Raw genomic sequence first — 15,959 nt, 5'->3', positions numbered from 1 at the left:
TCCCCTCCCCAGCATGTACATCGACGAAATCGTCCTCCAGAACTTCAAGAGCTTCGCCGGGACGACGCGCATCCCGTTCTACGAGGACTTCACGACGATTAGCGGCCCGAACGGCTCCGGGAAGTCGAACATCATCGACGCGGTGCTGTTCGCGCTCGGGCTCGCGCGCACCTCGGGGATGCGTGCGGAGAAGCTCACGGACCTCATCTACAACCCCAGCCACGAGGGCGACGACGAGGCCGCCGGCCCGAAGGAGGCCAGCGTCGAGGTCGTGTTGAACAACGAGGACGGCACGCTCTCGCGCTCGCAGGTGGAGGCCGCCGCGGGCTCGGAGAAGGTCGGCGACGTGGACACCATCACCGTCAAGCGCCGCGTGAAGCGCACCGACGACAACTACTACTCGTACTACTACCTGAACGGCCGCTCGGTGAACCTCTCGGACATCCGCGACCTGCTCGCGCAGGCGGGCGTCGCGCCCGAGGGGTACAACGTCGTGATGCAGGGCGACGTCACCGGCATCATCAACATGACGCCGGGCGAGCGCCGCGAAATCGTGGACGAAATCGCGGGCGTCGCGGAGTTCGACGCGAAGAAAGAGGACGCCTACGCGGAACTAGAGGTCGTCGAGGAGCGCATCAACGAGGCGGACCTGCGCATCGACGAGAAGCGCGAGCGCCTCGAACAGCTCGAAGACGAGCGCGAGACGGCGCTCGAATACCAGGGCCTCCGCGACGAGAAACAGGAGTACGAGAGCTACGCGAAGGCCGCCGAACTGGAGGAGAAGCGCGACGACCTCGACGCCACGCGCGCGGACATCAGCGAGCGCGAGGCCGAACTCGAGGAACTCCAGGAGGAACTGGACGAGCGCCGCGGCGCCGTCCTCCGCCTCGAAGAGGACCTCGAAGACCTGAACGCCGAAATCGAGCGGAAGGGCGAGGACGAGCAACTGGAGATCAAGCGCGAGATGGAGGAGGTGAAAGGCGACATCTCGCGGCTCGAAGACAAGGTGGAGGCCGCGGAGGAGCGCATCGAGGACGCGGAGAACGAGCGCCGGCAGGCGTTCGTGGAGATCGACCGCAAGCAGGAGCAGATAGACGACCTCGAGGGCGACATCAAGGACCTGAAAGTCGAGAAGGCCTCCGTGAAGGCGGACATCCAGAGCCGGGAGGCCGACCTCGCGGACGTGGAGGCGGAAATCGAGTCCGTGGACACGGAGTTCGACGAGCTGAAGGCCGAACTCGCGGAGAAGAAAGAACAGCTGGAGGACGCCAAGAGCGAGCGCAACGACCTCCAGCGCGAGCAGGACCGCCTGCTGGACGAGGCCAAGCGCCGCTCGGAGGCCGTCGACGAGGCCAAGTCCGACCTCGAGGACGCCCGCGAGCGCCTCCCCGAATTGGACGCGGTGCTGGACGACCTCGAAGACGAACTCGCGAAGGCCAAGCGCAACCGCGAGCAAATCGTGGAGGTCGTCGAGGACCTCAAGCAGGAGAAACGGGAGCGCCAGGACGACCTCGAAGACGTCGAGGACGACCTCTCCGCCGCGCAGGAGGAGTACGCGCGACTGGAAGCGCAGGCCGACCAGTCCGGGGACTCCTCGTACGGGAAGGCCGTCACGACGATTCTGAACAGCGACGTGGAGGGCGTCCACGGGACGGTCGGGCAGCTCGGCGGCGTCAGCGAGCAGTACGCGACCGCCTGCGAGACGGCCGCTGGGGGCCGGCTGGCGAACGTCGTGGTGGACGACGACGGCGTCGGCCAGCGCTGCATCGAGTACCTCAAGCAGCGCAACGCCGGCCGCGCGACGATGCTCCCCATCACGAAAATGCGCCACCGATCGCTCCCGAGCACGCCGGACATGCCGGGCGTGGTGGACTTCGCGTACAACCTCGTTGACTTCGACGAGCAGTACGCGCCCATCTTCTCGTACGTGCTCGGGGACACGCTCGTCGTGGAGAACATGGAGACCGCCCGCGATCTGATGGGCGACTACCGGCTCGTCACGCTCTCCGGGGAACTCGTCGAGAAGTCCGGCGCGATGACCGGCGGGTCGCGGTCGGGGTCGCGGTACTCGTTCTCGAAGTCCGGCAAAGGCCAGCTGGAACGGGTCGCCGAGCGCATCCAGCGCCTCGAAGACGAGCGCGCCGAAATCCGGGAGGACGTCCGCGAGATCGACGACCGGCTGGAGGACGCCCGCGACCGCCGGCAGGACGCCAGCGAGCAGGTGCAGTCCCTCCAGAACGACGTCGCGGACGCCGAGAGCGAGCGCGAGGACGTCGAGGACGAGATCGACGACCTCGAAGCGAGAATCGAGGAGCTGCAGGGCGAGCGCGAGGACGTCGACGAGGAGATGCAGGACATCGAGTCCCAGATTTCCGCCAAGCAGGACGAAATCGCGGCCCTCGAAGACGACATCGACGAACTCGAAGCGGAGCTCGCGGACTCGGAGATTCCCGAGCTCACCGCAGAGAAGGAGGACATCGAGGCCGACATCGCGGACCTCGAAGCGCGCGTGGACGACCTCGACGGCGAGCTGAACAGCCTCCAGTTGGAGAAGGAGTACGCGGAGGACGCCGTCGAGGACCTCCACGACGATATCGAAGAGGCGCAAAACGAGAAGGCCGAACAGGAGGAACGCATCGGCGACCTCCGCGAGCAAATCGAGGCCAAAGAGGAGACACTCGCCGAGAAGGAGGAGGCCGTCGCCGAGTTGGAGGAGGAGCTCGCGGACCTCAAGAGCGAGCGCGAGGCCCTCAAAGAGGACCTCAAGGAGGCGAAGGCGGCCCGCGACGAGCAGGCGAGCGAAGTCGAGAGAGTCCAGAACCGCCTGGAGAGCCTGCGGAAAGCCGAGTCGCGGCTCGCCGAGGAAATCGACGAGCTGGAGGCCGCGGTCGGCGACTACGACCCCGACGAGATTCCGGACCTCGACGAGGTCGAGGAGAACGTCGCGCGCCTCGAACGGCAGATGGAGGCCCTGGAGCCGGTGAACATGAAGGCCATCGAGGAGTACGACGACGTCGAAGCCGACCTCGACGACCTCGAAGCGAAGCGCGAGACGCTCGTGGAGGAACGGGACGGCATCCAGGAGCGCATCGACCAGTACGACGAGCAGAAGAAGTCGACGTTCATGGACGCCTTCGACGCCATCAACGACCAGTTCCAGCGCATCTTCTCCCGGCTCTCGGCGGGCACGGGCGAACTGGAACTGGAGAACCCCGAGGACCCCTTCGAGGGCGGGCTAACGATGAAGGCTCAGCCCGCGGACAAACCCGTCCAGCGGCTGGACGCGATGAGCGGCGGGGAGAAGTCCCTGACGGCGCTGGCGTTCATCTTCGGCATCCAGCGGCACAACCCCGCGCCGTTCTACGCGCTCGACGAGGTGGACGCGTTCCTCGACGCCGTCAACGCCGACCGCGTCGGCGAACTCGTCGACGAACTCGCCGGGGACGCGCAGTTCGTCGTCGTCAGCCACCGCTCGGCGATGCTGGACCGCTCCGAGCGCGCCATCGGCGTCACGATGCAGGAGGACAACCGCAGCATCGTCACGGGCATCGACCTCTCCGCGCCGGGGGCGACGGCCGATGACTGACGAATCCGACGACGTCCCGCTTGACATCACGGGCCACGAGGACCGGAAAGCGGAACGCGAGGGCGAGAGCGCACCCGACGGCGGGCTGACGACCGCGGACGCGCCCGGAGACGACACCGACGACACGCCCGACAGCGCCGCGGAGCTCATCGCGGAGTCGCCGGCCGACCCCGAGGCGAACCCCGACGACGAGGTCGAGCCCGTCGAGTTGCTCGTGCAGCTCGCGAAGGACGGCGAAATCGAGCCGTGGGACATCGACATCGTCGCGGTGACGGACAAGTTCCTGGAAGCGCTCGACGAGGCGGACCTGCGGACGTCGGGGCGTGCGTTGTTCTACGCGAGCGTTCTCCTACGGATGAAAAGCGACGCGATGCTCGACGACGGCGACGACGAATCCGACGAGGAGGAGGAAGTCGAGCGCCCGCCGTGGGAGGCGCCGCCCGCCGAGGCGGACGAGGACGGCCGCCCGGCCTACGATCCCGTGGACGCGCTCGAATCCGAGATGGACCGCCGGCTGGAGCGCAAGCACGCCCGCGGCAACCCGGAGACGCTGGACGAGCTCGTCCGCGACCTCCGGGAGGCCGAGCGCGGGTCGTGGTGGAAGGAGTCCCGAGAGTACGACACCAGCGACTCCCCGCAGGGGTTCCGGCGCGGCGTCCAGGAACTGGACTACCACTCCGGAGACGAGTTCCGGATGGACGACGAACCGACCGCCGAGGAGGCGCTCGGGAACGCCCACGAGGAGGACATCGAGGCGACCATCGAGGACGTGCGCGCGGTGCTGGACGAGCAGTACGACGGCGGCCGCACGGAAGTCCTCTACGAGGAGGTCGCGGACGCCGGCGAGTCCCGGGTGCAGACGTTCCTCGCGCTACTCTTCTTGGCGCACCGCGGCGCCGTCACGCTCGAACAGGACGACCTGTTCGGCGACCTCTGGGTCTGCGAGAACGCGGCGGCGGACGCGACCTAGAACGCGAACCAGTCGGTGACGCGCCCGGAGTCGTGGAGCCGCCAGCGCTGGCGGACGGTCCCATCTGCGCCGGTCTCTACCGACAACGTCGCGTCGAACAGCGGTTCGACCGTCGCGAGGAACGCGTCGTCGGCGCTCGCGGCGACGTGGAAGTGGCCCATGCCGTCGGCGTCGCGGACGGAGCTCGTGAGCAGGTGGAGGAAGCGGAACAGCCGCTCCTCGGTGACGTCGCCGGCGCGCACGGCGTCAAAGAAGGGATCGAGGCCGTCGACGCAGAGCCGGAGTTCGCTGGGGTTGTCGGCGGGCGCGGCGACGCGGTCGAGGGCGTCGGTGACGGCCGCGGTGAGCGCCGCGAAGTCGGTGGGGTCGTCGACGCGCTCGTACCACTCGCCCAGCGGCGTCGGCAGGTCGTCGGACGCGGGCGCCGCGGCGGCCGCGGAGCGCGCGCCCGTGGCGGGCGTGGCGTCCACGACGGCGAGCGTCGAGGCGTCGGTGCGGCGCGGGCTGTGGCGGTCCAGCACTTCGGAGACGCCGGACGCGGTTTCGAGGAAGACGTGACGGCGGTCGAGTTCGGGGGCGCCGAGCAGCCGCTGGCAGGCGGCGTCGCGGCCCGCGGCGTCGCTGACGACGAGGACGTTGCAGCCGTCCCGCTTCAGCGCGGCGAGCTCGGTCGAGAACGCTTCCGCGTCGGCGTGACCCCCCATAGTACGACCTAACGAACGGGAGAATAGTATTTACATTTTGGGTCCGCGGTCGCGAATCTTACCGCGTTGCCCCGTCGTCCGCCGGCTTCAGAGGTAGTCGCCGACGAGCGCGTCGACGCGGTCGCGTGTCTCCTCGGGGATGGCCTCGGTGGGCGTGTTCACGGTCCCTTCGAGGGCGTGCCCGCAGTCGCAGTCGCGCTCCTCGGGCAGCGTCTCGATGGCGTGCTCGACGGTGCGCTTGATGGCCTCCTCGTTGGCCGCGGCGTTCTCCAGCACCTCTTCGAGCGTGACCTCGCTGTCGGCCTTCCAGACGTCGTAGTCGGTGACGCCCGCGACCGTGGCGTAACACATCTCGGCTTCCCGCGCGAGCTTCGCCTCCGGGATGGCGGTCATGCCGACGAGGTCCCAGCCCTGGGACTTGTAGAACTCCGACTCCGCGCGCGTCGAGTACTGCGGGCCCTCGATGCAGACGTACGTGCCGCCCTCCTGGGTCTCCGCGTCGGTGGCTTCCTCGGCGGACTCGTGGAGGTGTTCGACCATGTGCGGGCAGTACGGGTCCGCGAACGGCTGGTGGACGACGATGCCGTCCCCGAAGAACGTCGAGTCGCGGTGCTTCGTGCGGTCGAAAATCTGGTCGGGGACGACCAGCGTCTGCGGCGGCAGTTCCTCCTTGAGGCTGCCGACGGCGTTCGACGCGAGGATGCGCTCGACGCCGAGCTGCTTGAGCGCGTAGATGTTCGCCTTGTACGGGAGGTTCGTCGGCGAGCGCTGGTGGTCGGGGCCGTGGCGCGGCAGGAACGCGACCTCCGTGCCCGTGTCGCCGAACTCGCCGACGGTGACGGGCGCGCTCGGGTCGCCGTACGGCGTCGTCACGTCCTCCTCGCGGACGTCGTTCAGCGGGAGCGCTTCGTAGATGCCGGAGCCACCGATGAAACCGATCATGTCCCGGAGGTGTGCCGGCAGCGCCGTAAAGGACTCGGGTCGGAGTTGCTCCCAACTCCGTCAGGTGGACGGGTTCAGCCGACTCGACGACCGATGGCCTTGGCGGTCGCCGAGAGAGCGAAGCTCGCTCAAGACCTCGGAAATCTCCGATTTCCGGCGGATTGAAAGGGCGAGGGCCGCTCGCGCTTGCTTGGTCGTCTCGCTGGCCACTATCCGCGACCACCGGGAGCGGATATGCCAGCGAGCGACCGCGAGCGGGCCGAGGGCTTTCGGGTGGAATCGTCGCGCCTCGAATAGAGCGCAGCAAGCCAGCGAGAACAGGCTAGGCGTCGACGCGGAGCTTCCACTCCTCGGGGCCGGCCTTCACGAGCACGTCCCGGCGCACCATCTCCTCCAGCACTTCGTCGAGGCGGTCGGGCTGGGCGATTTCCATCTCGATGCGCTCGACGTCGTGGTACGCCGCGAGGAGGTTCTGGATGCCCTCGCGCGTGTAGGGGCCGTCGCCGTCTTTCTCCATGACGCCGGAGATGAGGTCGATCATGTCCTCGATGAAGTTCCACGGGTAGACGACCCACGCCCACTCGTCGAGGTACTCGCCGACGTAGTCGGGGTCGTACTCGCTGGTGCCCAGCAGCTGGAGGGTGGCCGTGCGAATCTCGTTGGCGTCCCGGTCGGCGACGTACTCGTGGGCGCGCTCGATGGAGCCGCCGGTGTCAGCGATGTCGTCGATGATGAGGACGTCCTTGTCCTCGACGGAGCCCTCCGGCATCGGGTACCGGACCTCGGGCTCGTCGGCCTTCTCGGCGGTGCCGACGTAGTGTTCCATCTTGAGGCTAGTGAGGTCGTCGAGGCCGAGGAAGTCACAGAGACACCGGCCCGCGAACCAGCCGCCGCGGGCGAGCGCGACCACGACGTCGGGCTCGAACTCGGAGGTTTTGACGTCGTCGCTGACGTCGCGGCAGAGACCGTAGATGTACTCCCAGTTGGTGATAGTGCACTTGAACTCGTCCGGGAGGTCGCTCATTACGTGTGGGCTCTCGGGCACCTCGCTACTTAACGGTTTACAGGTGCGCTCGGCCGGCTGAACGTGTCAGCAGTGCGGTCACACGCCGCGCGGGAAACTTTCAAGCCCACAGTGGCTGAACGGGGGAACGTGACAACGCCCTCCAAGGACGCGCCGTCGAATCCGCGCCGCCGCCGAGTCCTGCAGTCCGCGGCCGCCGTCGCGCTCGCGGGCCTCGCCGGCTGTTCGGGCGGCGACGACGGCACGACGACCGCGCCGACGCAGACGCCGACCGAATCGACCACGACCGCGCAGACGACCGTCAGCGAGGCCAGCCAGCGCGAGACGGCAATCGAACTCGTCCAGCGGCTGGCCGCCGGCGAGTACGAGACGGCGTTCGGAATGCTCTCCGAGACCGTCCGGAGTCAGTATTCGGCCGCTCGACTGGAGCGCGACTGGACGCAGACGACGGCCGACTACGGCCGCTTCGAGGGCGTCTCGGGGACGACCCGGGAGCCGACGGGCGGCTACGAGGTGGTCGTGGTGCAGGCGCAGTTCGAGGCGGGTGTGCTCGGCGTGCAGGTGGCCTTCGAGGGCGCGTCCATCGAGGGACTGCAGTTCGTGCCGCTCGGGGACGCGTACTCGCCGCCAGCGTACGCCGACGAGTCCGCCTTCGAGGAGCGCGAACTGTCGCTGTCCTCGCCGGCCTGCGACCTCGGCGCGACCCTGACCGTCCCCTCCGACGGCGCGGACACCGGCGTCGTGCTCGTCCACGGCTCCGGGCCGAACGACCGCGACGAGACCATCGGCCCGAACAAGCCCTTCAAGGACCTCGCGTGGGGGTTGGCGACCGAGGGCGTTGCCGTCCTCCGGTACGACAAGCGCACGTACGCCTGCGACGTGTCCGCAGGCGACCTCGGGTTCGACGCGCTCGTCGCCGACGACGCGCTGACCGCGCTCGACCGCTTGCGCGCGGAGACGGACGTGAGCAGTTCGGCGGTCGTCGGGCACAGCCTCGGCGGGTACGCCGCGCCCGAAATCGCGTCGCGGGACGGCGACACGGCCGCGTTCCTTCTGGCCGCGCCGTCGCGCCCGCTGTACGAGCTCGTCCCCGACCAACTGCAGTACCTTGCGGACCTCGACGGCACCGTGACCGAGGCCGAGCGGGCGCGCATCGAGGACGCGGAAGCGACCGCCGAGCGGCTCGCGAACGGGAACTACGAGGGCGGCGGCTTCGCGTGGAGCGCGGCGTTCTGGCGCGCGGTCGCGGACTACGACCCCGTGGAGACGACAACCTCGCTGGACGGCGAGGTGTACGCGCTACAGGGCGGCCGCGACTACCAGGTGAGCCCGACCGAGGACTTCCCCGCGTGGCGGGACGCGCTCGGCGAGTCGAACACGGCGCTGTACGACGACCTGAACCACCTGTTCGTGGCGGGCGAGGGCGACCCGAACCCGAACGAGTACTTCCAGCCGGGGAACGTCGCCGAGGCGGTCGTGACGGACCTCGCCGGGTGGCTCGGGTAGGGAAGGAAAACACGCAACACGCGGGAGCGAGAAGCCGCGCCCATGACAGCGACGCGAGCGCTCCTCGTGGACGCGTTCACCGACGAGCCGTGCGCGGGGAACGCGGCCGGCGTGGTGCCCGAGGCCGACGACCTGACGGACGGACAGATGCAGGCCATCGCCGCCGAACTCGGCGCGAGCGAGACGGCGTTCGTCCGCGAGAGCGGCGACGCAGACCGCCGGATTCGGTACTTCACGCCGACGACGGAAGTGGACCTCTGCGGGCACGCGACCATCGCGAGCCACGCGCACCTGTTCGCGGACGGCGCCATCGAGGCGGGCGCGCACACGCTGGAGACGAACGTCGGCGTGCTCGATATCGAAGTCGAAGAGGATGGGACGGTGTGGATGACCCAGAACCGACCCGAGATTCGGGAGGTGGACGTGAGCTACGAGCGCGTCGCGGCTGCGACGGGACTGGACGAGGAAGCGCTCCGAGGCGCCAGCGACGACCTGCCGCTGGCGGTGGCCTCCACGGGGCTGCCGTTCCTCGTCGCGCCCGTGACCTACCTCTCGGACTTGGGCGACGCGAACCCGGACTTCGACGCGGTCGAGGCGCTGGCCGACGAGGTGGACGCCGCCGGCGTGTACGCGTTCTCGTTCGACGCGCTGGACAGGGACTCGACGCTCCACGGCCGAGCGTGGGTGCCGGGCGCGGGCGTCGACGAGGACCCCGTGACGGGGACGGCCAGCGGCGCAACGGGCGCGTACCTCGAACACTACGCGGCGTTCGGCGGCGACGTCGCCGAGGAGATGACCTTCGAGCAGGGGCACTTCGTGGACCGCCCGGGCCGCGTCCGGGTGCGCGTGCAGGACGGCGGCGCGCCGAAAGTCGGCGGCACGGCCGTCGAGACGCTGGACGGCACGCTCGAAGTGCCGCCCGTCGAGGAGGACGAGATTCTGGAAGCGTAGTCGCCGACGCGGCCGCACGACAGCGACGCCGCCTACTGGGGCGGGTCGGCGTCGACGCCGAAGCCGCTCCCGTACGCGTCCAGCACTTCCGTCACGGTGACTTCGTAGGCGTCGTACCACTCCGTCCACCGCCGCTTCGCGCGCTCGTGGTCGGGGTGCGCGCCGAACTCGTCGAGCGCGTCGAGCGACTCCCAGTAGTACACCACGAGCACGTCCTCGCTGTCGGGGTCGTGCCACGTGCGCTTGCCGAGGTACCCGTCGATGGCTTCGGCGGCGGCCTGAATCGCGTCGTTCAGTTCGTGGAACTCGGCGTCGTACTCGCCGGGGTCGAGGCGGAAGGTGACGAGGTACATCGGGGCTACGGCTCGCGGTTCGGCGGTTCGGCGTCGTCGGACTGCGAGAAGTCGAAGGCGTCGTCGTCCTTGAGCTTGCGGAGCTCGCGGTTCACCGACTGGAGATCGTTCTGCATGTCCGCGAGGCGGTCGTCGAGCACGCTCACGATGTCGCTTTTGACGTGCTGGGTGTCGAAGGTGTCCGAGAGCGCGTCCTCGTTGGCGGCGGTCAACGTCTTGTACAGCGACCACGCCTTCCCGAAGCGGTAGACGAGCAGGCCAGCGACGGCGAGCGCGATACCGGGCGCGGCCGCCGACAGCGCCTGCCCGGTCGCCGAGGAGTCCGCCGAGAGGATGTCCCACGCTTCGAGTCCGCCGAGCGCGACGCCGCCCCCAACGAGGGCGAGACCGACGACCGCGAACGCGGACGTGAACAGGAAGTACTTGCCCGCGTGAACGGCTGCGCGTTTCGCGTCCATGCCCGGGTGGAGACGAGCCGCCGGCTAAAATCCTCCGTTGGCGCGAGCGACCAGCGCGGCCGACCGCCACCCGAGCAATCACAACTCGGAACCGAGTACGCAATTCTTGCGTCTGAGACGTTCGCAACCTTCTTATGAGCAGTTGCGGTGTATCTACCTGTCAATGGCTGTTCGATGGCTGGAAGACGTACGCGCCGACGACATCGACAGTGTCGGCGGCAAGGGCGCGTCGCTCGGCGAACTCACGGACGCCGGGCTCCCCGTCCCCCCGGGGTTCGTCGTGACCGCGGGGACGTACCGCTCGTTCATCGAGGACGCGAACATCGACGACGAGCTGTTCGACGCGGTCGAAGTCGACCCCGAGGACTCCGGCGCGCTCGCCGACGCCGAAGCGGCCGCGAAAGACATCATCCTCAACACCGAACTCCCCGAGCACATCCGAGAGAACATCCTGTCGTCGTACGACGACCTAGACGACGGGCAGGCGTCGGTCGCCGTGCGGTCGTCGGCGACCGCCGAGGACCTCCCGGACGCGAGCTTCGCCGGCCAGCAGGAGACGTTCCTCAACGTCACCCGCGAGGACCTCGTGGACCGCGTGAAGCGGTGCTGGGCGTCGCTTTTCACCCAGCGCGCCATCTACTACCGCGAGGAACAGGGCTTCGAGCACCGCGACGTCGACATCGCGGTGGTCGTCCAGAAGATGGTCGACGCCGAGAAGTCCGGCGTGATGTTCACCAGCCACCCCTCGACGGGCGCCCACGAGGCCATCATCGAGGCCGCGTGGGGGCTCGGCGAGGCCGTCGTCTCCGGCTCGGTCTCCCCGGACAACTACCACGTCGACCGCGACACCGGCACCGTCGAGGAGGTCTCGGTCGCGGACAAGAAGGTGATGTGCGTCCGCGACCCCGAGACCGGCGAGACCGTCGAGCGCGAGGTCCCCGAGGAGAAGCGCGAACAGCGCGTGCTCTCCGACGAGGAGATTCTGGACCTCGTCGCCATCGGCGAGCGCGTCGAGGACCACTACGGCGAACCGCAGGACGTCGAGTGGGCGATGACTGACGGCGACATCTACATGCTGCAGTCCCGCCCCATCACGACCATCGACGAGGACACAGAGATGACCGAGAACGGCGACACCGGCGACGAACTCGTGCACGGCCTCGGCGCCAGCCCCGGCATCGCGTCCGGCCCGGCTCGCGTCGTCACGAAACTCGACCAGCTCGACAAGGTCGGCGAGGGCGACATCATCGTCACCAAGATGACCACGCCGGACATGGTGCCCGCGATGAAGCGCGGCGCCGGCATCATCACCGACGAGGGCGGCATGACCAGCCACGCCGCCATCGTCTCCCGCGAGCTGGGGTGTCCGGCGGTCGTCGGCGCGACGAACGCCACGGACGTGCTCCAGGACGACCAGATTATCACGCTCGACGGCGACCGCGGCACCGTCACCGAGGGCCGCACGCAGGAGGAGTCCGAGCGCAACCCCATCGAGGAGGCGCGCCCGACGACGCCCGTGAAGCCGATGACCGCGACCGAGGTGAAGGTCAACGTCTCGATTCCGGAGGCCGCCGAGCGCGCCGCCGCGACCGGGGCCGACGGCGTCGGCCTGCTCCGCACGGAGCACATGATTCTCTCGACGAACAAGACCCCCGAGCGCTACATCGCCGACCACGGCGAGGACGCCTACGTGGACGAACTCGTCTCCGGCGTGCGCGAGGTCGCCGAGGAGTTCTACCCGCGGCCCGTCCGCGTACGCACGCTCGACGCGCCGACCGACGAGTTCCGGCAACTGGAGGGCGGCAGCGACGAGCCCCACGAGCACAACCCGATGCTGGGCTACCGCGGCATCCGCCGCAGCCTCGACCGCCCCGAGGTGTTCAAACACGAGCTGGAGGCGTTCAAGGAACTGTACGAGATGGGGTACGACAACGTCGAAATCATGTTCCCGCTCGTGAACGACGCCGACGACGTGCGGCAGGCCCGCGAGCTCATGACCGAGGTCGGCCTCGACACCGAGAAGCGCACGTGGGGAGCGATGATCGAGACGCCCGCGGCCGCGCTCTCCGTCGGGGAACTCGCCGCCGAGGGCATCGACTTCGCGTCGTTCGGCACAAACGACCTCACGCAGTACACGCTCGCCGTCGACCGGAACAACGGCAACGTCGCCGACCGCTTCGACGAACTCCACCCCGCCGTCCTGGACCTCATCGAGACCGCCATCGAGACGTGCCGCGAGCACGACGTCGCCACCAGCATCTGCGGGCAGGCCGGCTCGAAGCCCGAGATGGTGAACTTCCTCGTGGAGACCGGCATCTCCTCCATCTCCGCGAACATCGACGCGGTGCGGGACGTCCAACACGAGGTCAAGCGCGTCGAACAGCGGCTCATCCTCGACTCCGTGCGGGACTGACCGCTCACTTCGCCCCACCCCCGTCCCCTCCTCCGGTCCGCTCGCCGACACGACAGACGTTTTCACGGCCGAGTTCCTCTCCCGTAGTATGCTCGCGTACCACGCCGCCTTCCTGCTGCTGGTCGCCGGGTCGACCGGCTTCTTCGTCGCGCTCGCCGCGCTGAACGTCCGGCACGCCGACCGCACCGTCCGCGAGCGCACGGAGTGGCTGGCCGACACCGTCGGCGTCGAGGACCCCGAGCGCCTGCTGGACTACCACCGGCTGACGACCGCCGCTAGCCAACTCCAGAGCGTCGTCGTGCTCGCCGTCGTCCTGCTCGTGCTCTACACCGGCCTGTTCGGCGACGCCGTCGCCGCGGCCTACGACGCCATCGGGAGCGACCTGCTGGCGGGCGTCGCGGTGTTCGTCGGCGCCGCGCTCGCGTTCCAACTCCTCCGGGTGCCGTTCGACGCCTTCGAGACGTTCGCCGTCGAGGACGCCTTCGACTTCAACGAGCAGTCCCCGACGCTGTTCGTCCGCGACAAGCTCGTCAGCACCGCGTTCACCGTCGTGCTCGTCGCCGCGCTCGGCGCCGCCGTGCTGTTCGTCGTGGAGACGTTCCCCGAGTGGTGGTGGCTCGCCGCCACCGGCGTCGTCGCCGTCTTCCTGCTGGCCACGCAGGTCATCGTGCCGCGCGTGTTCCTCCCCCTGTTCTATGACTTCGAGCCCGTCGAAGATTCGAGCCTCCGGGAGGCCGTCGACGAGGTCTTCGAGCGCGCGGGCTTCACCTGCGACGACGTCTACGTGATGAACGCGAGCTCGCGCTCGGGCCACTCGAACGCGTTCTTCACGGGGTTCGGCGCGACCAAGCGCGTCGTCCTCTTCGACACGCTCGTCGACCAGCTCGACGAGACCGAACTCCAGAGCGTGCTCGCCCACGAGCTCGCCCACTGGAAGAAGGGCCACATCTGGCAGGGGATGGCCGCCAGCATCGTGCAGGCCGGCGTTCTGTTGTTCGTCGCGCAGTTCCTCGTGGAGTCGTCGTGGCTGTACGCGATGTTCGGCGCGCCCGAAGTGCCCGCCGCCGGCCTGCTGTTGGCGGCGCTGTGGGTCGAACCCGTGAGTCAGTTCGCCAGCCCGCTCTCGAACAAGCTCTGGCTCGCCAACGAGCGCGAGGCCGACGCGTTCGCCGTGGACGTGATGGGCGACGGCCGGCCGCTGGCGGGCGCGCTCGCCGCGCTCACCAGCGAGAACCTCGGCAACCCCTTCCCGCACCCGCTGTACGAGACGTTCCACTACCAGCACCCGCCGGTCCCCGAGCGCATCCGCTACCTCACGGAAGACTGACCCGAGAGCGGAACCGCTAAATCGCTGCTTCGACTGGCAGACAGTATGCCACGCGCGGAGCCGACGCCCGCCCCGCAGGACTTCGACCGCGTGCTCTCCTCGATGTGCACGGAGCCTCACCCGGCCGCCCGCGAGGCCGCGGTGGCGTTCCTCGCGGACAACCCCGGCGACCCCGCGACCTACCCCGCGGTCGCCGACCTCGAAACCGAAGCCATCGACGCGCTCGGCGAGGTCGTCGGGCTCGACGACCCGCACGGCTACGTCGGCTCCGGCGGCACCGAAGCGAACATCCAAGCCGTTCGTGCCGCGCGCAACCTCGCGGACGGCGACGTGAACGTCGTCGCGCCCGAGAGCGCGCACTTCAGCTTCCAGAAGGCCGCCGACGTGCTCGGCGTCGAACTCCTGCTCGCGCCAACGGACGACGACCACCGCGCGGACGTGGACGCGGTCGCCGACCTCGCGGACGACGACACGGCGCTCGTCGCCGGCGTCGCCGGCACCACCGAGTACGGGCGGGTGGACCCGATTCCCGCGCTCGCCGACGTCGCCGCGGACGTGGACGCGCGCCTCCACGTGGACGCCGCGTGGGGCGGGTTCGTCCTCCCGTTCACCGACCACGACTGGAGCTTCGCGGACGCCCCCGTGGACACGATGACCATCGACCCCCACAAGATGGGGCAGGCGCCGATTCCCGCCGGCGGCTTCCTCGCGCGGGACGCCGAGACGCTGGACGCGCTCGCCATCGACACGCCGTACCTCGAATCCGACACGCAGCCGACACTCGGCGGCACGCGCTCCGGAGCCGGTGTCGCCGGCACGCACGCCGCCCTCGACGCGCTCTGGCCCGAGGGCTACCGCGACCAGTACGAGCGCTCGCAGGCCAACGCCGACTACCTCGCCGCGGAGCTCCGCGAGCACGGCTACGACGTCGTCGACCCCGTGCTCCCGCTGGTCGCCGCCGACCTCCCGGACGCCGAGTTCGAGGCGCTCCGCGAGGACGGCTGGCGAATTTCCCGCACGGCCACCGGCGAACTCCGCGTCGTCTGCATGCCCCACGTCACCCGCGAGATGCTCGACGACTTCCTCGCGTCGCTGTCCGGTGTCGGTAACGTTTAATCCCGCGCCAGTCCACCACACAGATAGTGCTCTCGTCCGCCCTGCTCGCGCTCTCCGTCGACCTCAGCGCCGTCGAAGGAGCGGTCCGTGCGGCGACCGGCTGGCCGGGACTCGGCATCATCTTCGTCTACTCGTTTCTCATCGCGTTCGTCCTCCCGCTGCCCAGCGAGGTGGTGCTGTGTCCCGCCGGCTACGTCTGCGGGAGTGCGGTCACGCTCGGCCTCGGCGTCTCCGAGCCCGTCATCGTCGCGCTCGTCGTCGTGGTGAGCGCGGGCGGGAAGGCCCTCGGGAGCGTCATCGCGCTGTCCATCGGCCACGGCGCCAGCCACTCCGGCGCCGTCGTGCGCGCGCTCCGCCGGCTCGGCTTCGAGCCCGTCGAGTGGTCAAAGAACCGCATGGTCGAGCTCGTCCAGACGTACGGCTACTACGGCATGGCGGTCGCGCTGTCGGTGCCGTTCTTCCCGGACACCATCTCGCTGTACGCGTTCTCCGTCGTCGAGAAGGACCATCGGCGGTTCGCGGTCGCGACGTTCGCGGGCGGCGTCGGTCGGCTGCTCGTCACCATCGCGCTCTTCGAGGGCGTGCTGTTCCTCGCTTGAGCGCGGAAAC

Annotated in this window: 13 protein-coding genes; 8 read left to right on the top strand and 5 right to left on the bottom strand. The window is 69.0% G+C overall.

Features of this window, described 5'->3' with window-relative positions; translation table 11 throughout:
• The first annotated feature begins 13 nt into the window (after nucleotides 1-13).
• Entirely contained in the window at nucleotides 14-3,586 is a 3,573-nt protein-coding gene (gene smc / locus HHUB_RS02285) for a chromosome segregation protein SMC (protein ID WP_059055845.1), read from the top strand.
• Complete coding sequence (locus HHUB_RS02280) at nucleotides 3,579-4,556, top strand: segregation and condensation protein A (protein WP_059055843.1); 978 nt, start codon at nucleotides 3,579-3,581, stop codon at nucleotides 4,554-4,556. The genes smc and HHUB_RS02280 overlap by 8 nt, the downstream gene beginning before the upstream one ends.
• Here HHUB_RS02280 and HHUB_RS02275 read toward each other — a convergent pair.
• The 3 genes from HHUB_RS02275 to HHUB_RS02265 all read right to left on the bottom strand — a co-directional run bounded on the left by HHUB_RS02275 (nucleotide 4,553) and on the right by HHUB_RS02265 (nucleotide 7,226).
• Complete coding sequence (locus HHUB_RS02275) at nucleotides 4,553-5,260, bottom strand: DUF7504 family protein (protein WP_059055842.1); 708 nt, start codon at nucleotides 5,258-5,260, stop codon at nucleotides 4,553-4,555. The two genes, HHUB_RS02280 and HHUB_RS02275, sit on opposite strands and share 4 nt — an antisense overlap.
• An 87-nt stretch (nucleotides 5,261-5,347) precedes the next feature.
• Nucleotides 5,348-6,202, bottom strand: a complete 855-nt coding sequence (gene mtnP, locus HHUB_RS02270) for an S-methyl-5'-thioadenosine phosphorylase (protein ID WP_059055840.1) — start codon at nucleotides 6,200-6,202, stop codon at nucleotides 5,348-5,350.
• 322 nt (nucleotides 6,203-6,524) lie between these two features.
• Nucleotides 6,525-7,226, bottom strand: a complete 702-nt coding sequence (locus HHUB_RS02265) for a phosphoribosyltransferase (protein WP_059055838.1) — start codon at nucleotides 7,224-7,226, stop codon at nucleotides 6,525-6,527.
• Between the two features lie 129 nt (nucleotides 7,227-7,355).
• On the opposite strand from HHUB_RS02265, the gene HHUB_RS02260 reads away from it, so the two are divergent.
• Together HHUB_RS02260 and HHUB_RS02255 are read left to right on the top strand one after the other, a co-directional pair.
• Nucleotides 7,356-8,732 carry an alpha/beta hydrolase gene (locus HHUB_RS02260; protein WP_059055836.1) on the top strand — a complete coding sequence of 459 codons (1,377 nt, stop codon included), beginning with the start codon at nucleotides 7,356-7,358 and terminating at the stop codon, nucleotides 8,730-8,732.
• A 42-nt stretch (nucleotides 8,733-8,774) separates the two neighbouring features.
• Nucleotides 8,775-9,683 (top strand): PhzF family phenazine biosynthesis protein, encoded by a 909-nt coding sequence (locus HHUB_RS02255; protein WP_059055834.1) that lies wholly within the window; start codon nucleotides 8,775-8,777, stop codon nucleotides 9,681-9,683.
• A 32-nt stretch (nucleotides 9,684-9,715) separates the two neighbouring features.
• Here HHUB_RS02255 and HHUB_RS02250 read toward each other — a convergent pair whose 3' ends face one another.
• Nucleotides 9,716-10,036 carry an antibiotic biosynthesis monooxygenase family protein gene (locus tag HHUB_RS02250; RefSeq protein WP_059055832.1) on the bottom strand — a complete coding sequence of 107 codons (321 nt, stop codon included), beginning with the start codon at nucleotides 10,034-10,036 and terminating at the stop codon, nucleotides 9,716-9,718.
• Between the two features lie 5 nt (nucleotides 10,037-10,041).
• The gene (locus tag HHUB_RS02245; RefSeq protein WP_059055830.1) at nucleotides 10,042-10,494 is read right to left on the bottom strand and encodes a hypothetical protein; all 453 of its coding nucleotides are present in this window, start codon (nucleotides 10,492-10,494) and stop codon (nucleotides 10,042-10,044) included.
• A 163-nt stretch (nucleotides 10,495-10,657) separates the two neighbouring features.
• On the opposite strand from HHUB_RS02245, the gene ppsA reads away from it, so the two are divergent.
• The 4 genes from ppsA to HHUB_RS02225 all read left to right on the top strand — a co-directional run bounded on the left by ppsA (nucleotide 10,658) and on the right by HHUB_RS02225 (nucleotide 15,949).
• Nucleotides 10,658-12,907, top strand: a complete 2,250-nt coding sequence (gene ppsA / locus HHUB_RS02240) for a pyruvate, water dikinase (RefSeq protein WP_059055828.1) — start codon at nucleotides 10,658-10,660, stop codon at nucleotides 12,905-12,907.
• An 88-nt stretch (nucleotides 12,908-12,995) separates the two neighbouring features.
• A complete protein-coding gene (locus tag HHUB_RS02235) occupies nucleotides 12,996-14,234 on the top strand; it encodes a M48 family metallopeptidase (RefSeq protein ID WP_059055826.1) in 1,239 nt (412 codons plus the stop codon).
• A gap of 45 nt (nucleotides 14,235-14,279) precedes the next feature.
• Nucleotides 14,280-15,350 (top strand): tyrosine decarboxylase MfnA, encoded by a 1,071-nt coding sequence (gene mfnA, locus HHUB_RS02230; protein WP_059055823.1) that lies wholly within the window; start codon nucleotides 14,280-14,282, stop codon nucleotides 15,348-15,350.
• 26 nt (nucleotides 15,351-15,376) lie between these two features.
• On the top strand, nucleotides 15,377-15,949 hold the full coding sequence (locus HHUB_RS02225; RefSeq protein WP_238323989.1) for a VTT domain-containing protein: 573 nt from the start codon (nucleotides 15,377-15,379) through the stop codon (nucleotides 15,947-15,949).
• Nucleotides 15,950-15,959 lie beyond the last annotated feature (10 nt).

Origin of the sequence: Halobacterium hubeiense (genome assembly GCF_001488575.1) — an archaeon.
GTDB classification, from domain to species: Archaea; Halobacteriota; Halobacteria; order Halobacteriales; family Halobacteriaceae; genus Halobacterium; species Halobacterium hubeiense.
The sequence above is the reverse complement of the archived record's forward strand: the minus strand, read 5'-3'. Positions and strand labels throughout refer to the sequence as shown.

Bases quoted from the DNA above. Each gene is read 5' to 3' on its own strand.
- smc (WP_059055845.1), top strand. From the start codon at position 14: ATGTACATCGACGAAATCGTCCTCCAGAACTTCAAGAGCTTCGCCGGG.
- HHUB_RS02280 (WP_059055843.1), top strand. From the start codon at position 3,579: ATGACTGACGAATCCGACGACGTCCCGCTTGACATCACGGGCCACGAG.
- HHUB_RS02275 (WP_059055842.1), bottom strand. From the start codon at position 5,260: ATGGGGGGTCACGCCGACGCGGAAGCGTTCTCGACCGAGCTCGCCGCG.
- mtnP (WP_059055840.1), bottom strand. From the start codon at position 6,202: ATGATCGGTTTCATCGGTGGCTCCGGCATCTACGAAGCGCTCCCGCTG.
- HHUB_RS02265 (WP_059055838.1), bottom strand. From the start codon at position 7,226: ATGAGCGACCTCCCGGACGAGTTCAAGTGCACTATCACCAACTGGGAG.
- HHUB_RS02255 (WP_059055834.1), top strand. From the start codon at position 8,775: ATGACAGCGACGCGAGCGCTCCTCGTGGACGCGTTCACCGACGAGCCG.
- HHUB_RS02250 (WP_059055832.1), bottom strand. From the start codon at position 10,036: ATGTACCTCGTCACCTTCCGCCTCGACCCCGGCGAGTACGACGCCGAG.
- HHUB_RS02245 (WP_059055830.1), bottom strand. From the start codon at position 10,494: ATGGACGCGAAACGCGCAGCCGTTCACGCGGGCAAGTACTTCCTGTTC.
- ppsA (WP_059055828.1), top strand. From the start codon at position 10,658: ATGGCTGTTCGATGGCTGGAAGACGTACGCGCCGACGACATCGACAGT.
- HHUB_RS02235 (WP_059055826.1), top strand. From the start codon at position 12,996: ATGCTCGCGTACCACGCCGCCTTCCTGCTGCTGGTCGCCGGGTCGACC.
- mfnA (WP_059055823.1), top strand. From the start codon at position 14,280: ATGCCACGCGCGGAGCCGACGCCCGCCCCGCAGGACTTCGACCGCGTG.